Origin of the sequence: uncultured Gemella sp., assembly GCF_963525875.1 — a bacterium.
Taxonomy (GTDB): domain Bacteria; phylum Bacillota; class Bacilli; order Staphylococcales; family Gemellaceae; genus Gemella.
In genome coordinates, this window is sequence record NZ_CAURMG010000003.1 from 34,070 (window position 1) to 52,322 (window position 18,253).

Genomic DNA, 18,253 nt, shown 5'->3' on the forward strand with positions numbered 1-18,253 from the left:
GTCAAATACCAAAATAATAGGAGATATTTGATGAAGAAGATAAGACTAACAAGACGAATCATTACAGGACTGGCGATATTAGTTGGTGCTTCTGGGACTATTACTGTTGCTAATGAAATCAATAGTATTGCTACAGATGTAAATGTTAAGAATGTAAGGGCAAATGTCATTGAAAATGATGGACATTATTATATTCGTTTGATTGCTGATAGAGATGTGAAAAATGTAGTAGCTCGAATCACTACTGAAGATAAAAAAGAATACTTAGTAAAAAAAGATGAAATTAAGGCAGGAGAAGTAGTAGAGTATGAGATTGATTTAAATGCACAAATGCCTACTAGAAAACTACCTCATACAGGGATAAAAAAAGAAACTGTAAAGAGTGTTGTTACAATTGGTAATCATACATTCAATATAAATGTACGTTATGAAGTAGAGCTTGATAACAGTCAGCAACCATTGATGCAAGTTCTTAACAATACATCAACGAATCCAACACTTGATGAATTAATCGAGAAAAGAGAAGTAACAGCAGAACAAAGAGTTAAAGAAACTGAGGAAAAAATAAAACAAGAAGCGGAAGCGAAAGCAAAACAAGAAGCAGAAGCAAAAGCGAAACAGGAAGCAGAAGCGGAAGCGAAACAAGAAGCAGAAGCGAAAGCAAAACAAGAAGTGGAGGCAAAAGCGAAACAAGAAGCGGAAGCGAAAGCTAAGAAAGAAGCAGAAAAAAATGTACTTCCAGAGGTAACGGCTGCTGAATTAGCTGATCCAGCAATGAACGGGTTGACAGAACATACAAAGAAAATGAAAGTGGCCCTAGCGAAAAAATTTGGAATAACAAACTTCTCAATGTTTAGAGAGGGAGATGATGATGGTACTGGTCACGGTCATAATACAGGGATGTCAGTAGACTTTATGATACCTGCAGGATCTACAAAAGGTGATGAACTAGCAGAATATTTAACTAAAAATATGAACGAATTAGGTGTATATTATGTAATTTGGAAACAAAGATTCTATATGCCACAGTTTAATATTTATGGTCCAGCGAACACATGGAATTTAATGCCAGATCGCGGAGGAATAACTGCTAATCACTTTGATCATGTACATGTAAGCTTTGCAAAATAAAATATATTAATTATAGACAACTAACAGGTGAAAATAATTCTAAGTTAGTTGTCTATTTTATATTAAAAAAACGAATAATACTTTTAAAATGTGTTGTGTAGTAGTATAATTATAGATAAGTAGTAGAACAGGAGGTAAATATGTCAGAGAAGAAAATGAATATGATAGTTTGCGGAGGTTGAAACTCGAAAATAGGGCCGGGAGCCTTATCAGATATACTAAGAGACCTTCCTAAAAAAGAGGATAAAAACTTAATAGTTGGGTATGAATCTTCAGATGATGCAGCAGTTTATAAAATATCTGAAGATAAGGCGATTATTCAAACATTAGACTTCTTTACAACAATGATAAATGATCCGTATTTATATGGACAAATAGCAGCGACTAATGCACTTAGTGATGTATATGCTATGGGAGGAGAAGTTATTTCGGCGTTAAATATAGTAGCTTTTCCAGAAAATATGGACTTAGAAATTTTACACCAAATATTAAAAGGTGGAGCGGAAAAAGTTCACGAAGCAGGAGGAGTTCTTGCTGGAGGACACTCAATTCATGATGCTACACCTAAGTATGGTTTATCTGTAACAGGAATCGTCCATCCGGATAAAATATTACAAAATAACAATTGTAAAGTAGGGGATTTATTAATCGTAACAAAACCTTTAGGAGTAAGTATTATTAATACTGCACATATGGTAAAAGAATGTTCAGAAGAAGCATTTGCACAGAGCGTCAAACAAATGACTACACTTAACAAATACTCAGCTCAAATGATGAAAGATTTTAATGTTAATAGTTGTACAGATATTACAGGATTCGGTTTTTTAGGACACCTTGTAGAAATGTTGGACGGGAAACATTCAGCAGAAGTATTTTCGAAAGATATTCCATATATCGAAGAAGCGTATAAATGTGCAAATGAGTTTGTAATTACTGCAGGAGGTCAACTTAATAGAACATTCGTTGAACCAAATGTAGAATACCAAATTAAAGACTTTGCGTTAGAAGAAATAATGTATGATCCACAAACATCAGGAGGGCTTTTAATAAGTTTACCAGAAAGTGAAGCGTACGAATTATTAGAAAAACTAAACACACTTGAAATTAAGAGTGCTATAGTTGGAAAAGTTATAGAAAAACAAGAAAAAGCAGTTATTGTTAAATAATAAAAATATAATAGGAGAATATAAGTATGAAAAAAGAAATTATAGATGCACAAGGTTTGGCCTGTCCAATGCCAGTTATTCAAACTAAAAAATTATTAGTGGATAATGACGTAGTAGAAACAATAGTAGATAATGTTATAGCTACTCAAAACTTAGAAAAAATGGCTACACAATTAGGATTCAACTTTTCTGTGAAAGAGGAAGCAAAAGATAAATATATTGTTACTATTTCTAAGGGAGAAGCAAGTGTTGGTGTAGTTGTGGATACATTATGTGATAAATGTGTTGTTCCTGTAACTCAAGCTACACGTGCACTAGAAGAAGATACGAAAGTAACTTTATTAGTAAAAACTGAAGATAGTGTAGAAAGTCTTAGAAAATTTGCTGATAAAAACAGTTATGAGTTTAAAGTTTCTGGTATTGAAGGTGGTTTTAAAGTAGAAATCACACGCGAAGAAGCACCACAATTAGAAGCTTTACCAGTAGTTAAAGATGACAGTTACATAGTTGTGATTAACAAAGATCAAATGGGACATGGTAGCGAAGAACTAGGTAAAAGATTAATAAAAGCATATCTTTATGCCTTAGGTGAACAAGAAGTTCTTCCTAAAAAAATTATTTTCTACAATAACGGTGGGATTTTAGTTGATAAAACTCGAAGCCACGTACTAGAAGAGCTGAAAACACTAGAAGAAGGTGGAGTAGAGATAGTTTGCTGTGGTGCATGTATCGATTACCACAATATCGACTTAGCGGTTGGAAATCCAACAAATATGTACTTCATCGTTGAAGACATGAGAAAAGCTAACAAAGTAATTCAACCGTAGGAGGAAGCATGGTAGAAGAAGGATTAGTAGTTTTTAATAGTACACATGATTCAATAAAAGCTGACAACATTTGTCTAGAAAGAGAAATGGGAGCGTCACTTATTCCAACACATCCATCGATAGGCGTTGGTTGTGGATTTATGTTAAAAACAGCTTGGGATAATTTCGATAATATCGTAAGAATGTTAGAGGATGAGAAAATAGAATATCGTGGTTTGTATTATTCTAGAAAAGCTGGAATCAAAAGAATTATAACAGAATTAAAAGATTATAAATTAAAATAAAATTTTGAATAGAGGTTATTATGGAGAACAATGAAAATCTATTTAGAAAAATTCTCTCGTGTAATCTCTATTCTTAATATAATATGTAAAGGTGAATTGAATGAACAACAATGTAATTATTGGTACTGCAGGGCATATAGATCACGGGAAGACGACCTTGATAAAAGCTCTAAGTGGAATTGAAACTGATACTACCCAAGAAGAAAAAGACAGAGGAATGTCGATAAATCTTGGATTTGCTTATTTTGACTTACCAAGTGGGAAAAGATGTGGTGTAGTTGATGTTCCAGGACATGAAAAATTTATTAAAAATATGTTAGCTGGAGTTAGTGGAATAAATCTAGTATTGTTATTGGTCGATTCTAGAGAAGGTATAATGCCACAAACAAAAGAACATATTGATATATTAACGTTACTAGGAATTGAGAATTACATTATTGTAATGACGAAGATAGACTTAATTGAAGAAGAGTATCGTGAACTTGTAAAAGAAGATATACGAGAATTTATCGCTGGAACAGTTCTTGAGAATTCTCCTATTATAGAAGTAGATTCAATTAGTAAAAAAGGTTTAGACAATCTGTTAGAAACAATTGATAAGAAAACAGAAGATATTGAAGCTAAAAATGTAGAGAAAAATGCTAGACTAAATATCGACCGTTCATTCCAGGTAAAAGGATTCGGGACAGTTGTCACAGGAACTCTTACAGAAGGTGTAGTCAATGTGGGAGATGAGCTAGTAATTTATCCAAAAGGAATTAAAACTAAAGTTAGAAATATTCAAGTCCACGCTAAAGACGTTGATAAGGCCTACGCAGGGCAGAGAACAGCGATAAACTTAGCGAATATAAAATTTGATGATGTAAAACGTGGAGACACTCTAGCAACGGCAGATTCATTAACAAATACATATATGCTCGATAGTGAAATTAAATTAATAAACGATGAAAGAGCTAATCTTGAGTTGTGGGATAGAGTACGTGTGTATATAGGTACTGAAGAAGTTATGGCTAGGGTAGTACCACTTGGAACAGATTTATTAAAAGCTGGAGAGAGTAGTTTTGCTCAACTTAGATTAGAAGATGAAATAGCTGTTAAAAATTATGACAAATTCATCATTCGTACTTATTCACCGATGATTACAATTGGTGGAGGAGTGATTTTAGATGCTAGTCCTAATAAACATAAAAGGTTTAATGAAGAAATTCTTGAAAAACTCAAAGTACAGCTTGAAGGAAATTCTACAGATTTAATAGCTAACTACATACTATCTCACAATAACTATTTAGTTTCAAAAGACAGCATTGTAAAAGATTTACAACTTCAAGAAAATGAGGTAGTGGAATCATTAGTTCAACTAACACAATCAGCAGCAGTTTACGAGACTAAGTTAGGCTATATTCATAAGAAAAAATATGAAGAAGTTTTAGAAAAACTGAAAAAATTATTAGTAGAATATCACAATAGATTTAAATTAAAAGTTGGTATTCCTAAGGTTGAGGTGCTTTCTAAGTTTAAACTTTCTCAAAAAGAAACATTAGAGTTACTTGATTTATTTATAGCAAATAATGAAATTCGATTAGAAGGTAACTTAATAGCTGAAAAAGATTTCGTAGTTAACTACGATAAGAAACAATTAGCTGAAAAAGAAAGAATAGAGAAGACCTTATTAGAAGGAGGATTCACACCGCCGACTATTAAAGATTTAACAAACGGAGAAAAACCGAAAGTTGAAATACTAGAATCTCTAATCGATAATACAATTGTTAGATTAGATGCTGATTTAGTATTACATGCTAATGTATTAAAAGAAGCTATTCAAAAAGTAGAAGAACATTTTAAAACAAATGATCAAATGGGCTTAGCGGAATTTAGAGATATGTCTGGTTCTAGCAGAAAATATTCAATGGCAATTTTAGAGTATTTAGACAAACTAGGTATTACTCGACGTGTAGAAAATTATCGAGTATTATCGAAAAAATAATTATGAAGGGAGTTAAGTCAATAAAAAAGTGACTTAGATAAAGTAAGGGGTATGAGTTATTATTTTGACTATGGTGCAACATCACTAAAGAAACCAAAAGAAGTTGCTGACAAAGTTTACGAAGTATTATCATCGGCAAGATACGCTAATGCTTCAAGAGGTAGTTATTATGAAGCAAATAATGCATTCCGTGAAGTGTTTGAAGTAAGAAGTGATATTGCGAAATTTTTTGGTATGAAAGATGAAGATAGAGTAGTATTTACAAGTAATTCTACAGAGAGTCTAAATATTGCAATATTAGGATTATTAGAAAAAGAAGATCATGTAATTACGACTTCTATGGAACATAATTCAGTATTAAGACCAGTTTATTTAGCTCATGAAACAATTGGATGTGACTATACGATTGTTCGAGCAGAAAAAACAGGTTTAATCGACTACGAGAAACTAGAAAAAGCCATCAAACCAAATACAAAAATGATTGCTATCACTCATGGTTCAAATGTTACAGGCAATATAGTAGATTTGAAAAAAGTTGCTGCTATCTGTAAAAAACACAATATTATTTCAGTTGTGGATGCCTCGCAAACAGCAGGAGTAGTACCTATTAATATAGATGAATTAGGCATAGACGTACTATGTTTTACTGGGCATAAAAGTTTATATGGACCACAAGGTATTGGTGGATTATGTGTAAGGCTTAGAGAACCTGAAATCAAGAGATTTAAAGTTGGTGGGAGTGGAGTTAGAACTTTCGATGAGAAGCATCCGGGAGAATATCCATTGCGCTTAGAAGCGGGAACACTGAACACTGCGGGAATCTTAGGTTTACATGAGGGAATAAAATATATAAATAAACAGGGAATAGAAAATCTTTATAAAAAACAGATGAACTTTGCAAATAAATTTTATAATGAATTAAAAGACTTAGACTGTTTAGAGTTCTATGGAGATTTCACGAAAGAACGTACGGCAGTAGTTTCGTTGAATTTCAAAGGTATTTCAGCTTCGGATGTTGCAGATGTTCTTGCTGAAGAATATGATATTGCAGTTAGACCTGGAGCACATTGTGCCCCACTGATGCATGAGGTATTGGGAACGAAACAACAAGGTATAGTGAGATTTTCTTTTTCTAGTATGAATACAGAAGAAGAGGTAGACTATGCTATCAACGCTATAAAAACATTAGCAAAAGAAATTTAGGAGAATTATTATGTCGAAACAATTATTATCACAAATTCCCGCAATAAATAAGATTTTATTATTAGATGAAGTAAAAGCATTGATAGATGAGTATTCAGAAGTAGCGGTGAAATCAGCGATAAAAGAATATATTGATAGAATTAAACAAAAAATACTAAATGAAGAATTATTTGAAGTTCCAAGTTTAGAGAAAATTGTAGTAGAAGTTACACAAATAGTAAAAAAAGAAGATAGAAATTCTTTACGCCGAGTTATAAATGCAACGGGGACAATTTTACACACAAACTTAGGGCGTAGTTTACTAAGTCAGAAGATTAAAGAAAATATTGAGAGTGTAGCATTTAACTATTCTAATCTTGAGTTTGATATAGACAATAAGAAACGAGGAAGTCGTTATGTTCACCTTATTGATGTTATCAAAAAATTAACAGGTGCAGAAGATGTACTTGTAGTTAACAACAACGCTGCGGCAGTATTATTAACATTAAATACGCTAGTTAAAGACAAGGAAATAGTAGTTTCTCGTGGAGAGCTAGTAGAAATCGGTGGAGCATTCAGAATTCCTGAAATTATAAAACTAAGTGGTGGAACACCTATTGAAGTAGGGACTACAAATAAAACACACTTAAAAGACTATGAGAATGCTATTAATGACAATACAGGAGCATTGTTAAAAGTGCATACTAGTAACTATAAGATTTTAGGATTTACTAAAGAAGTATCTAATGAAGAGATATCTTACCTTGCTCGTGAGAATGAACTGGTATCTATAAACGACTTAGGAAGCGGGCAGTTCGTAGACTTTTCTAAATATGGATTACCTTACGAACCAACTGTAAAAGAAGTTCTTGATAGTGGTATTGATATAGTAACTTTCAGTGGTGATAAACTCCTTGGAGGACCACAAGCAGGTATTATAGTTGGTAAAAAAGAATATATAGAAAAAATGAAAAAGAACCAACTTACTCGTACACTACGTGTAGATAAGATGACTCTAGCAGCTTTGGAAGCTACTTTAAAATTATATTTAGATGAAAAAGAAGCACTAGAACACATTCCGACATTACATATGATTTCATTATCAAAAGAACGTTTATTTGGTAAAGCGGACGTATTAAAAACAAGACTTAGTGACTTAGACTTCAAGATTACAATAGCTGAAGATAAAGCAGAAGTCGGTGGTGGGAGCTATCCAGCAAGTTACCTAGAAAGTGTTGTGGTGAAATTAGAACATCCAAGATTAAGTGCGACAGATATTGAACGCCGCTTATTAGAAGTAGAAATACCTATTATTACACGAATTAAAGATAATGAATTAATTCTTGATATGAGAACACTTCGTACTAGAGAATTCGATTTAGTTAAACAAGCTTTAATAGAAGCCGCGAAGTAAAGATAGAATTTAAGTGTACATTAAATAATATTTAATAAAACCAGAAGGTGAGTATATGTTTAGGGAAATAAATATAGAAGATGCACAAGAAGTTGCAGAAATCTGTAAAGTTGCATTAGGCTATGATGTAGATTTTGAAAACGTAAAAAAACAAATAAAGAAACTAACTAATGATAAGAAACAGCATATTATTATCGGTTATGAAGATGAAAACACAAGGAAGATTATAGGATTTGTTCATGCGCAAATGTATGAAAGTTTCTATAGCGATTTAGGATTAAATATTCTAGGGCTCGCTGTTAATCCTGATTTTCAAGGTAAGGGAATAGGTAAGAAACTTATGAGTAAGTTAGAAAACTATGCCGTAGACAATAATATTAGTTTTATTAGGTTAAATTCTGCCTTGAAACGTGAAGATGCGCATAAATTCTATGAACATATCGGTTATACCTGTGATAAAGTTCAAAAAAGATTTATAAAGGTATTTGAGTAAATATTAATTTATCAGACCTTATAATTAATAAGATTATTAGACGATAGTAATATCGTCTTTTTTAAGTGAATCTTTAAATCTGAAATAATAAATAAAATAGTGGGAGAAGTGTATTGACACTTTAATAAAAAAATGATAGGATCTAATATAGCAAAATTAGAGGAAGAATTATTATGGGATATTTAGAAATAGTAAAAGTTATTGAAAGAATATCAGAATCGAATTATAAAGAATATATTAAGGCTATGATTTACATAGAAAAAAATATAAAAGATGAATTAGTTTTGGATAAATTATATCAAGAATATTATGAGAATGATGATGTAAATTTATTAAATGATTTTTTTGATAAAGAAAAATAGATAAATTAAATGATTATAGATATATTGCTGTAAAAATTATGGTATAATAATTATTATTTGATTAGGAGCTGTATTATTGTGAATTTACCTTATGATAAACATAATCCATTGGCTATAGAAAAATATGCTAAAAAATTAGAAGGAAAAAAGTTTTTCGAAGTATTGAAAGACTATTATTCAAATAGTGAGATAAGAGAAAGTGGTATTGGTTACTCAGAAAAGAATGAACTTCAAGAAAAAATAGCATATTTTAATAATCCTAGAGGAAAAGGAAGTTTAGGAAATCTGTTAGAAGAATATTATTTTTATTACAAACCAAATAGTGATTCTAATCCTGATTTTTTAGAAGCCGGTACGGAATTAAAGGTAACACCTATAGAGAAAAAAAAAGACGGTAGTTTTAGAGCGGGAGAAAGATTAGTTATTACTATGATACCTAATGATAGACCTGTTGAACCAATGTTTGAAAAATCTCATGTATTAGAAAAAATGAGATTAATGTTGTTAATTTTGTATTTGAGAGAAAAAGATATTTTTAGAACAGAGTATAGTATAGAGTATGTAAAACTATTTTCTATTTTGTCAGAGAGTTGTAGAGAAGATTTAATAATTATTAAAGAGGATTATTCTACAATTATTACAAAAATTCAACAAGGTAGAGCACATGAATTATCTGAAGGTGATACAAAATATTTAGGTGCATGTACCAAAGGAGCAACAGCTAAGAAAAGTGAACAAAAGCAATATTATAGTGAAATTCCTGCGAAAAGAAGAGCATACTCATTAAAACAATCATATATGTCATATGTGATTAATAATTATGTTGTTGGGCAAATTAATACTTATGATTCTATTTTGAAAAATACAGAATTAAAAGAAGAAACTTTTGATAATGTTGTATTAAACAAGATTAATGAGTATAAAGGAAAAACTGAAGAGAAACTATATTCTCAATTTGAAATTAATAAAAATTCTAAACAAGCAAACAGTAGTTTGATATCAAGAATGCTTGGCGTTAAAACAGACAATGTTGAAGAATTTGAAAAAGCTAATATAGGAATAAAGACAATAAGGATAGATAAAAAAGGTAATCCTAGAGAGAGTATGTCATTTCCAAAATTTAAAATTTTAGATTTTGTTCAGGAAACCTTTGATAGTTCAGAACTATATAATTATTTTTATGAAAAAAGATTTCTATTTGTTGTATTTAAAGAAAATATGTCAGGAAAATATGAGTTAATAGGTTCTAAATTTTGGAATATGCCAATATCAGATTTAGAGGGAATTGGAAAACTCGAGTGGGAAAAATATCAATCGCAATTTATAAATGGAATAGAATTTGAAATAAAAGATAATAGAATAAGTAATAACTTATTAAAGTCAAAAGAAACACAAATATTCCATTTAAGACCACATGCTCAAAGATCAGCATATGTAATAAATGGAATAAAATATGGTAATGGTACAGATAGTGATATGGATGAATTGCCAAATGGAGATAAGATGACAAAACAATGCTTTTGGTTGAATAAAAAGTATGTTTTAAAGAATATTCAAGATATAATTGAAGGAGAATAACATGAATTTAGATGTTGTAGAATTATTCGCTGGAGTTGGTGGATTCAGAGTTGGATTAAATCAAATAAGCGAATTTGATAAAAAAAGTGGAAAAGCTATAGAAAAAGGTGGATGGAATTTTGTTTGGGCAAACCAGTTTGAACCCTCAACAAAAACACAACATGCTTTTGAATGCTACATAACAAGATTTGGAGAAGATGATTGTTCAAATGAAGATATTAATTTAGTTGATAAGAAAAAAATTCCAAACCATACTCTATTAGTTGGAGGATTTCCTTGCCAAGACTATTCAGTTGCGCGTTCTTTAAGTGGTGAAAAAGGAATAGCTGGGAAAAAAGGTGTACTTTTTTGGGACATAAGAGATGTATTAGTAGAAAAAAAGACTCCATTTGTGCTTCTTGAGAATGTTGATAGATTATTAAAATCTCCAGCATCTCAAAGAGGGCGTGACTTTGCAATTATGCTAAAGACGTTTGATGAACTAGGATATTATGTACAATGGAGAGTTATAAATGCCGGTGATTATGGAATGCCGCAGAAGCGAAGAAGGGTATTTATTTTTGCTTCTAAAAAAAATACAAAGTATTCTAAGAGTATAAAGAATGAACAAAACCTAGAAAACAGTATTTTTGAAAAAGTTTTTCCAACGGAAACTGAATTAGATATTTTATTTAATACAGATATTAATAATTATTCTGATGCATTAGATGTAACAGAAAATTATAATGATGGGAAGTTCTTAGATACTGGAATGATGATAGATGGAAAGATTATGCACAGAGATGTTACACCAAGAAAATCTGAAGTTTATTCGCTAGAGAAGTTATTAAAAAATGCAGAGAAATATAATGATGAGGATTTAACTAAATATTTTGCAGAAGAAGATAAATTAGATAAATGGAAATATCTAAAAGGATCAAAAAGAATAGAACGTGAATCAAAAACGGGTCATAAGTATATTTATAGTGAAGGAGCAATGAGTTTTCCTGAAAATATTAAAGAACCTGCTAGAACAATGTTAACAAGTGAAGGAACTGTTAACCGTTCATCACATATAATATTCGATGAGATTAATAAAAAATATCGAATTTTAACAGAAGTAGAATGTGAAATGATACAAATGTTCCCACCTAATTGGACTAACACAATGCCTACGCGTCGAAGATATTTTATGATGGGGAATGCATTAGTAACGGGAATAATTTCAAAGTTGGAACCAGTATTGAAAAATATTATTAAAAATGAGTAAGGAGGAACCATGTCAGATTTAGAAAAATTATTTTTTAAGATAGATAAACAAGTAGAAGAGAATAAAGGTGAAGGGTTATATTTTGACTCTTTAGTGAATTACTTAACTTTAGAGAATGATGAAGAGTATTTTGATATTGTCGATAACTTCTCTAAAGAGGATATTAAAAAAGCTTATCAATTTTTACTATTAAAAGCTCTTAAAGAGTTAAATAATCCTAGTTATGATATTACACCAGAAGTTATTACGATGTATGTATCTCACATTTTAGAATGTTTATACAATAACGAGAAAATTTCTGTAGCTGATTTTGCTAGTGGAAGTGGGAACTTCTTAATCAACTTAGCTGCCTTATCAAAAGGTGAATACGAGTTAACTTCTGTTGATGTTGACAATAACTATGCTAGATTACAACAAAATATTTTCAATTTATTAGAAACTAATGTTGAGATTATCAATCAAGATGCTCTTAAGCCTTTAAATATTAAGAAGCAAGATGTTATTATCAGCGACGTGCCTTTTGGATATTATGCTGATGAAGATAATAGCTTAAACTATAAACTTTGCAGTGTTGAAGGATATAGTCTAAATGCTTTACTATTTATTGAGCAAACGGCTAATTATTTGAATGATAATGGTGTAGGAGTATTAGTAGTACCTAAGAAAGTTCTTGAGCTTGAAGATAATTTTAAGAAATTCTTAGAAGAAGAAATTAACTTGAATGCGGTAATTACTCTACCTGATGAGATGTTTAAAAATGCGTCTCAGCAAAAAGCTATTATTCTTATAACTAAAAAAGGTCAAACTAAATTGCCAAATCAAGTATTTTTAGCTCAAGTACCTAGTCATAAAAATAAAGAAGGTTATGCTAATTTTATTGAAGAATTTAAAAATTGGTTATCTGAAAAGTAGTATCATCAATGAACAAATGAAAAGGTTATTTTCGTAGAAATATGTTAATAAATTGCTATTATGTACATTTGTAAATGATGTGAGACAAAAAAAGTTAAAAATAAATACCTGATATGATAGAGTTACAGAGAAGCTAGCTTCTCTGTAACTCTCGCCTTTTCTCAACAGGAGTTAGCCATCCTAAGGTCTGCATAGGAAGTCGATTAGAACGATATAGATATTTCTTCATTTGGATAATAAGATCATCATAAGAATAAAAAGATAAGTATTTATAAAAGCGTTCATTATCATTTCTATGACTTCTTTCAACTTTACCATTATGCCGTGGGGTTCTAGGTCTAATGAGTTGGTGTTTTATATCTAACTGATTACACAATGCATCGAAAGGATGTATTCGTTTAGTGTCCTTAAAGTGAGTAAATTCAAAACCATTATCAGTTTGTATAATTTTTGGTTTGTATCCAAAGAACGAAATAGCCATCTTAACAAATTGTACGGTTGAATAAGAAGATTGTTCCTTAAAAGGATAAATAAATCTTTCTCTAGAAGCCTCATCAATCATAGTATATTGATAAAATTTATCAGGATGTCTACCAGTGTAGCATTGTCTAGGGACATATTTTACATCAAGTTGCCATTTTTCTCCTAAAGTTTTTGGAGTGTTATAAGGTTTTGGTATATAAGGTTTAGCTTTTTTTTCGATATCTTTATAGAAACCTAATTTTCTAAGGATCCTAAATAATGAACAAGGATGTCTATTATATCCTTTATTAAATTTTAATTTTGCATATAGTTCAATCATAGAAATATTAGGATTTCTTTTAATTAGATTTTTAATCCAATTCAATTCTTCTGGGGTATGAGCATTTGGATGTTGGGAATGTGGTTTGTGAGACTTATCCATAAGTGATTCTTTAGTTCCATCATATTTTTTATTCCAACGCATTAAAGATGCTTTAGAAACTTTGTAACGTCTACAAATAAAGTTAATAGAGTTTTTATTTCTATATGTTTTAACTGCAGCTAATCTTGTTTCTAAAGTATGAGGTATATATCGTTGTGTTTTTTGCAAGTTTTCTGTTATAATAGTTTTCATAAGAGTAATTTCCTTTTTTTGATTTGTCGTAATTTCATTATACAGGATTTACTCTTCTTTTTTTATATTTTGTCTCACATCAATTGTAACACTACAAGAAATATGTTAATAAATTGCTATTAAAGGTTGACAAGAACGTAAGAATATAATACAATATGTAAGTAGATTGCTTAAAAGTAGTCTTATTGATTGAATGTTTTGTATTTATCTTATATCTTAAACATTTAATTAAGTATTAAATTAAGATTTTGTAGTATCGGAGGGAGGGAAATCCAATGTCAAAAACTGTAGTTCGTAAAAATGAATCACTAGAAGATGCACTACGTCGTTTCAAACGTGCTGTTTCTAAAAACGGAACTATCCAAGAAGTTCGTAAACGTGAGTTTTATGAAAAACCAAGCGTTCGTCGTAAGAAAAAATCTGAAGCGGCTAGAAAACGTAAATATTAATAATTGGTAATTAAAACGCAATTTATTAATAAAATCTAAAAACTTTCCCTCTTTTAGATTTATTTAGAAATAATGACCTCATCGTAAGATGAGGTTTTTTTATATAGGGAATATAGCTACTCTTGTTAAAAGATAGGAATTGTGTTATTCTTATTTTAATTATAAACATTAGGAGAATAGTATGTTTGCAATAATTTGTTTAAATATTATGTTATTAATTTCATGTTGGTATCTAATTGCTGAGAATCAAAAGAATAAAACAAAAATAAATAGTATACAAGATGATTTAAATAAGGTAATTAAAAGATTAGCGACATTAGAGGAGGAGACTCAAAAGTAGCAGGAGCTAATCCGAAAATCACGATTTTTGAGTCACTCTCAGCTTAATTCAAAATAAGATTCCATCCAAGACGGATAGAATCTTCTTTTTTAAAATTCTACTTTTCTTATTTTCTTATCTAATTCAGAGATGTTTCTAGCGTTCATTAGTATCATTAAGAATTTAACTTCTTTTTTCCATTTTTCAATCTCTTGAATCAGAGCATCTTTTCCTTCGTTCACAAGAATTTCTAAGAATATTTTAGAAACACCAACTGCTTTAGCACCTAAAGCTAGACATTTCACAACGTCAAGAGGATTACGAATACCACCGCTCGCGATAATTTCAATTTTATCTTTATAAGCATAGGCTATCTCTAGGCTTTCTGCGGTAGTATATCCTATTGCTTCTAGATAAGTTGATTTATCAGTTCTTCGTCCATTTTCGATTCTTGCGAAGTTTGTTCCACCCATACCGCTAACGTCAATTGCAGGGATATTTAGGTCTATTGCTAGTTTAATAGTAGCTTTGTTCATACCAAAACCTGTTTCCTTTAAGATTACAGGAATAGGAGATTTAGAGCTGACTTCTTTTAGGTTAGCGTACCAACTTTCGAAATTATGATCTCCTTCTGGCATAACGATTTCTTGAAGAGGATTAGTATGAAGTTGAATATATTTTGCTTGTGATTTTTCAATTGCTTTTAAAACAAGTTCTGGATCTTTATCCAAGCCTAAGTTTACTGAATAGCCTTTTGGATAAGCTTCTTCGTCCTCTTTACTCTTAAGAGCAGGAGAGTATGATCCTGGGAAAAATTTAATTCCACATTTTTCACTAACTTCCATAAAGTCTTGATTGATTTTATTACAATCTTCTCCACCAGCAGTTATAGCATTGATGAAGAATGGATATTCCCAACGAATCCCACAAACTGATGTAGAAGTATCCACATCATCTAATCCGAAAAGTGGAATACTGTTGTAATCAATTGCGTATGAGTCTAAGCTAGTTACTTTTGTTTTATCAGCAAGCGCCAGTCTAATATGATCTTTTTTTCTCATAATTAATCCTTTCGTAGTATATTATAATTTTTCTAAGTTCAGTTGTAGCTGATACTTATCGTTATTTTTCTCGAATCCTAATACGATGTCACCACTGCCTGAACCACTTTGCTTACCAGCAGAATGACTTTCTATATAGTTTTTCATTATTTTTGTTTCCATTGGTATCTTAGAGAAACTTTCTAAATATAATAGGTTTTCTCTAAGTTTTCGTATAGTACTTAAAGCATATGTAGCGTCTGTTTCTTCTAAATTCTCTTTTAAAGTTTTAACTAAAGTATTAGAGGTTTCAACAAAAACTTTAAATTCTTCTTTGTAGTTGTCTTTATGTTTTTTCCACAGTTTTACGTGCTCTTTTGTATCTACAGCTTCACCTGTCCAACGTGCTAGTATGCTTAAATCAGCTTTTGGATGAATTTTATCAATACGAAGACCATCCCAATCTGTGTTTATTATTTCTTTAACAGACTTGTCTTGATGTATCATATTATTAACGAATTCAGCATTGAATTTCTCGTAATATGTAATACCGTCATTAATACTCGCAGCAACGTCCCCCATAGACCCACTTAGATTGTGCTTGATGTTGAATAGGGCAACTAGTTTGAAAATAGTTAAATCGCTATAAGCAACATTTTCGAATGATAATATAGCACGAGCTATAGCTACAAGAACAGCTCCAGACGAACCTAAACCGTATTTTTTATCGTCATTGTGAAGTTCATTGTAAATAGTAAGAGCAAAAGTCTTTTTACTATTTGTATATTCTGTTAAAAATAGAATAAATTGTTGAACTAGTGTGAAGTTACTATTATCTTCAAGAAGGCCAACAGAAGTTTTATTGATAGTATCGAAGATAGTAGTTTCATCACTTTCTTCGACAAATACTGTAATTTTTTTAGGGACACTTGTTATTAGTGCAGAAGCGTAATCTTCTAAAATCGCATATTCTCCAGCGAGATAGAGTTTACCGTAGGCTACTCCATGCACAAAATGATTTTTTTCTTCCATAATTTTGAAATTTCCTCATATAATTTATCTTGGTCTTCCCTTAAGTAAAGTACTTTAACATTTGGACCAGCATCCATAGTGAAGTAACATCTATAACCTTTAGAGCGTAGCCCTTTTACAATATCCATCGCTATATGACTTTCTTTTGTTAAGAATGAAAAGCTAGGAGTTGATGTAGATGTAGTACCATGCATAGCTAATGCGTTACTTTCTGTGATTTCTCCTATTTTTTCGAAATCAGCATTTTTTAAAGCTTCTTTCATTAATACGAAATCACTTTTTGCTTTTTCAACCCAAGCATCGAATGTTGTTGATGTTTGAACACAGCGTTCCATAGCAACACGGCTAGAAATTTTCTTTCTATCTTCATTAACCACAAGAACCATCATTCCAAAATCTAAAGAACACTCTAATTCTTCAACACTTCCATCTTCAAGCCATGCAGCAAGTTTATAGAAACTTCGACAAGAAGAACCAGATCCTTCTTTAGCTATCTCGACTAATTCTTTAGTAGTTTTGTTTAATTTGAAATATTCATTACAAGCAAGAACTAAAGCCATAGTACCACTAGAACTTGAAGAAAGTCCTGCAGCAGTAGGCACGGTATTATAACTTCTTATAGTTATAGCTTCACGATTAGTTGGTGTGAATTTAGAGATGAATTTAATCATTTTATCTACTTCTTCTTGACTTTGTTTTTCGTCATTGATATAAAATTCATCAACATTATTATCATTTTTTTCGATTTTTGTTTTTGATAAAAGATTGTCTAATCTTAAAGAAATATTAGGATTATAAGGTAAGACAGGATCTTTAGATTTTTTTCCCCAGTACTTTACTAGGGCAATATTAGCATAACCTAAACTGTAACTATCCATGATGAATATCCTTTCTCTTTTAATGCATTTTGAATTTCTAATGCATTTTCTTTTGTTTTACTAAGACTAATGCAGCATCCACCAGCACCGCCACCAGTTAGTTTAGCGCCGATTGCATTGTTATTTTTACAAATTTCTACAACCTCATCGTTACTAGCGTGACTAATTCCAAGTTTGCGCAGTAAATCATGAGCTTTGTACATATATCGTCCGACAAGATCGATATTTTTATTTTTTAACGGTTCGATTACTAAATCAGTGATTCCACCTAATTCAGCAATATATCTTTCATATTTATCATAATTATCCGCTACATGTTTTAGAGTTTCTTTAGTAATTCCAACAACTCCTGTATCGATAATTAGTAAATAACTATTTAGGTCAAAATCCAATTCACTAGCTCCCTCTTTTTTTGAAAATAAAAGGGGAGTATCACTAAGTACTTGATTTACGTCTATACCACTAGGATTACCGTGAATAAATTTTTCGCATTTATCTGCAATTTCTCTTACATTTGGGAGTTTTTTGGCACGTGCAATAGCTATGCTCAGCGCAGCAGAAGATCCTAGCCCACGGCCCACAGGGATGGTACTAGTTATATTAATTTTTGTTTTCTTATCAATTCCGCATGTATCAGCGATAAAACTTAAAATTTCATCACGTTGTTGAATTGTCTCTGTGTCTTCTAATATAACTTCGACGTTCATCTGTGGAAGAGGAATAGTTATACCTTTATATCCATAAACGACGGCATGTTCGCCGAAGAATATTGCTTTTGCGTGTGTCATAAATTTAAAACTCCAATTTTATATTTAAGTAGTATTTTAAGCTATTTAATTAAAAGATAATTAATAGTG

19 protein-coding genes are annotated in these 18,253 nt (G+C 30.9%); 14 read left to right on the top strand and 5 right to left on the bottom strand.

The window, feature by feature from the left end; translation table 11 throughout:
* Window positions 1-30 precede the first annotated feature (30 nt).
* The 12 genes from RWQ73_RS00965 (at window position 31) to RWQ73_RS01020 (ending at window position 12,582) form a co-directional block, all read left to right on the top strand.
* A complete protein-coding gene (locus tag RWQ73_RS00965) occupies window positions 31-1,131 on the top strand; it encodes a hypothetical protein (protein ID WP_314406270.1) in 1,101 nt (366 codons plus the stop codon).
* Window positions 1,132-1,322: 191 nt separating this feature from the next.
* Entirely contained in the window at window positions 1,323-2,297 is a 975-nt protein-coding gene (gene selD / locus RWQ73_RS00970; protein WP_399540949.1) for a selenide, water dikinase SelD, read from the top strand.
* A 26-nt stretch (window positions 2,298-2,323) separates the two neighbouring features.
* Window positions 2,324-3,124: a sulfurtransferase-like selenium metabolism protein YedF gene (gene yedF / locus RWQ73_RS00975; RefSeq protein WP_314406272.1), complete on the top strand. Its 801-nt coding sequence runs from the start codon at window positions 2,324-2,326 to the stop codon at window positions 3,122-3,124.
* Window positions 3,125-3,132: 8 nt separating this feature from the next.
* Window positions 3,133-3,408 (top strand): DUF3343 domain-containing protein, encoded by a 276-nt coding sequence (locus RWQ73_RS00980; RefSeq protein ID WP_271965580.1) that lies wholly within the window; start codon window positions 3,133-3,135, stop codon window positions 3,406-3,408.
* Between the two features lie 100 nt (window positions 3,409-3,508).
* A complete protein-coding gene (gene selB, locus RWQ73_RS00985) occupies window positions 3,509-5,392 on the top strand; it encodes a selenocysteine-specific translation elongation factor (RefSeq protein WP_314406273.1) in 1,884 nt (627 codons plus the stop codon).
* A gap of 51 nt (window positions 5,393-5,443) precedes the next feature.
* Window positions 5,444-6,595: an aminotransferase class V-fold PLP-dependent enzyme gene (locus tag RWQ73_RS00990; protein ID WP_314406274.1), complete on the top strand. Its 1,152-nt coding sequence runs from the start codon at window positions 5,444-5,446 to the stop codon at window positions 6,593-6,595.
* 10 nt (window positions 6,596-6,605) lie between these two features.
* On the top strand, window positions 6,606-7,988 hold the full coding sequence (gene selA / locus RWQ73_RS00995; protein WP_314406275.1) for an L-seryl-tRNA(Sec) selenium transferase: 1,383 nt from the start codon (window positions 6,606-6,608) through the stop codon (window positions 7,986-7,988).
* A 55-nt stretch (window positions 7,989-8,043) separates the two neighbouring features.
* Window positions 8,044-8,481: a GNAT family N-acetyltransferase gene (locus RWQ73_RS01000; protein ID WP_314406276.1), complete on the top strand. Its 438-nt coding sequence runs from the start codon at window positions 8,044-8,046 to the stop codon at window positions 8,479-8,481.
* A gap of 173 nt (window positions 8,482-8,654) precedes the next feature.
* The gene (locus tag RWQ73_RS01005; RefSeq protein WP_314406277.1) at window positions 8,655-8,843 is read left to right on the top strand and encodes a hypothetical protein; all 189 of its coding nucleotides are present in this window, start codon (window positions 8,655-8,657) and stop codon (window positions 8,841-8,843) included.
* 78 nt (window positions 8,844-8,921) lie between these two features.
* Entirely contained in the window at window positions 8,922-10,421 is a 1,500-nt protein-coding gene (locus RWQ73_RS01010; protein WP_314406278.1) for a Sau3AI family type II restriction endonuclease, read from the top strand.
* 1 nt (window position 10,422) lies between these two features.
* On the top strand, window positions 10,423-11,670 hold the full coding sequence (gene dcm / locus RWQ73_RS01015) for a DNA (cytosine-5-)-methyltransferase (protein ID WP_314406280.1): 1,248 nt from the start codon (window positions 10,423-10,425) through the stop codon (window positions 11,668-11,670).
* 9 nt (window positions 11,671-11,679) lie between these two features.
* Complete coding sequence (locus tag RWQ73_RS01020; RefSeq protein ID WP_314406281.1) at window positions 11,680-12,582, top strand: class I SAM-dependent methyltransferase; 903 nt, start codon at window positions 11,680-11,682, stop codon at window positions 12,580-12,582.
* Window positions 12,583-12,715: 133 nt separating this feature from the next.
* Here RWQ73_RS01020 and RWQ73_RS01025 read toward each other — a convergent pair whose 3' ends face one another.
* Window positions 12,716-13,678, bottom strand: coding sequence for a DDE-type integrase/transposase/recombinase (locus tag RWQ73_RS01025; protein ID WP_314406282.1), 963 nt, complete (start codon window positions 13,676-13,678; stop codon window positions 12,716-12,718).
* Window positions 13,679-13,953: 275 nt separating this feature from the next.
* Between RWQ73_RS01025 and rpsU the strand changes: the two genes are divergently transcribed.
* Both rpsU and RWQ73_RS01035 read left to right on the top strand, forming a co-directional pair.
* On the top strand, window positions 13,954-14,127 hold the full coding sequence (gene rpsU, locus RWQ73_RS01030; protein WP_003147339.1) for a 30S ribosomal protein S21: 174 nt from the start codon (window positions 13,954-13,956) through the stop codon (window positions 14,125-14,127).
* 181 nt (window positions 14,128-14,308) lie between these two features.
* Window positions 14,309-14,467, top strand: coding sequence for a cytochrome C biogenesis protein (locus RWQ73_RS01035; protein ID WP_314406283.1), 159 nt, complete (start codon window positions 14,309-14,311; stop codon window positions 14,465-14,467).
* 89 nt (window positions 14,468-14,556) lie between these two features.
* Here RWQ73_RS01035 and fni read toward each other — a convergent pair whose 3' ends face one another.
* Genes fni through RWQ73_RS01055 form a run of 4 tightly spaced genes read right to left on the bottom strand, consistent with a single transcriptional unit; the run spans window position 14,557 to window position 18,184 of the window.
* A complete protein-coding gene (gene fni, locus RWQ73_RS01040; RefSeq protein WP_314406284.1) occupies window positions 14,557-15,507 on the bottom strand; it encodes a type 2 isopentenyl-diphosphate Delta-isomerase in 951 nt (316 codons plus the stop codon).
* Between the two features lie 21 nt (window positions 15,508-15,528).
* Window positions 15,529-16,518: a phosphomevalonate kinase gene (locus RWQ73_RS01045; RefSeq protein WP_314406285.1), complete on the bottom strand. Its 990-nt coding sequence runs from the start codon at window positions 16,516-16,518 to the stop codon at window positions 15,529-15,531.
* Window positions 16,485-17,396: a diphosphomevalonate decarboxylase gene (mvaD, locus tag RWQ73_RS01050; RefSeq protein ID WP_314406286.1), complete on the bottom strand. Its 912-nt coding sequence runs from the start codon at window positions 17,394-17,396 to the stop codon at window positions 16,485-16,487. The genes RWQ73_RS01045 and mvaD overlap by 34 nt, the downstream gene beginning before the upstream one ends.
* Window positions 17,378-18,184: a mevalonate kinase gene (locus RWQ73_RS01055; protein ID WP_314406288.1), complete on the bottom strand. Its 807-nt coding sequence runs from the start codon at window positions 18,182-18,184 to the stop codon at window positions 17,378-17,380. The genes mvaD and RWQ73_RS01055 overlap by 19 nt, the downstream gene beginning before the upstream one ends.
* Window positions 18,185-18,253 lie beyond the last annotated feature (69 nt).

Excerpts from the sequence above, each read along its gene's own strand:
- selB (WP_314406273.1), top strand. The coding sequence starts at position 3,509 with ATGAACAACAATGTAATTATTGGTACTGCAGGGCATATAGATCACGGG.
- RWQ73_RS01035 (WP_314406283.1), top strand. The coding sequence starts at position 14,309 with ATGTTTGCAATAATTTGTTTAAATATTATGTTATTAATTTCATGTTGG.
- selA (WP_314406275.1), top strand. The coding sequence starts at position 6,606 with ATGTCGAAACAATTATTATCACAAATTCCCGCAATAAATAAGATTTTA.
- RWQ73_RS01025 (WP_314406282.1), bottom strand. The coding sequence starts at position 13,678 with ATGAAAACTATTATAACAGAAAACTTGCAAAAAACACAACGATATATA.
- RWQ73_RS00990 (WP_314406274.1), top strand. The coding sequence starts at position 5,444 with ATGAGTTATTATTTTGACTATGGTGCAACATCACTAAAGAAACCAAAA.
- mvaD (WP_314406286.1), bottom strand. The coding sequence starts at position 17,396 with ATGGATAGTTACAGTTTAGGTTATGCTAATATTGCCCTAGTAAAGTAC.
- rpsU (WP_003147339.1), top strand. The coding sequence starts at position 13,954 with ATGTCAAAAACTGTAGTTCGTAAAAATGAATCACTAGAAGATGCACTA.
- yedF (WP_314406272.1), top strand. The coding sequence starts at position 2,324 with ATGAAAAAAGAAATTATAGATGCACAAGGTTTGGCCTGTCCAATGCCA.
- RWQ73_RS00965 (WP_314406270.1), top strand. The coding sequence starts at position 31 with ATGAAGAAGATAAGACTAACAAGACGAATCATTACAGGACTGGCGATA.
- RWQ73_RS01055 (WP_314406288.1), bottom strand. The coding sequence starts at position 18,184 with ATGACACACGCAAAAGCAATATTCTTCGGCGAACATGCCGTCGTTTAT.
- RWQ73_RS00980 (WP_271965580.1), top strand. The coding sequence starts at position 3,133 with ATGGTAGAAGAAGGATTAGTAGTTTTTAATAGTACACATGATTCAATA.
- fni (WP_314406284.1), bottom strand. The coding sequence starts at position 15,507 with ATGAGAAAAAAAGATCATATTAGACTGGCGCTTGCTGATAAAACAAAA.
- RWQ73_RS01005 (WP_314406277.1), top strand. The coding sequence starts at position 8,655 with ATGGGATATTTAGAAATAGTAAAAGTTATTGAAAGAATATCAGAATCG.
- RWQ73_RS01000 (WP_314406276.1), top strand. The coding sequence starts at position 8,044 with ATGTTTAGGGAAATAAATATAGAAGATGCACAAGAAGTTGCAGAAATC.
- RWQ73_RS01020 (WP_314406281.1), top strand. The coding sequence starts at position 11,680 with ATGTCAGATTTAGAAAAATTATTTTTTAAGATAGATAAACAAGTAGAA.
- RWQ73_RS01045 (WP_314406285.1), bottom strand. The coding sequence starts at position 16,518 with ATGGAAGAAAAAAATCATTTTGTGCATGGAGTAGCCTACGGTAAACTC.
- dcm (WP_314406280.1), top strand. The coding sequence starts at position 10,423 with ATGAATTTAGATGTTGTAGAATTATTCGCTGGAGTTGGTGGATTCAGA.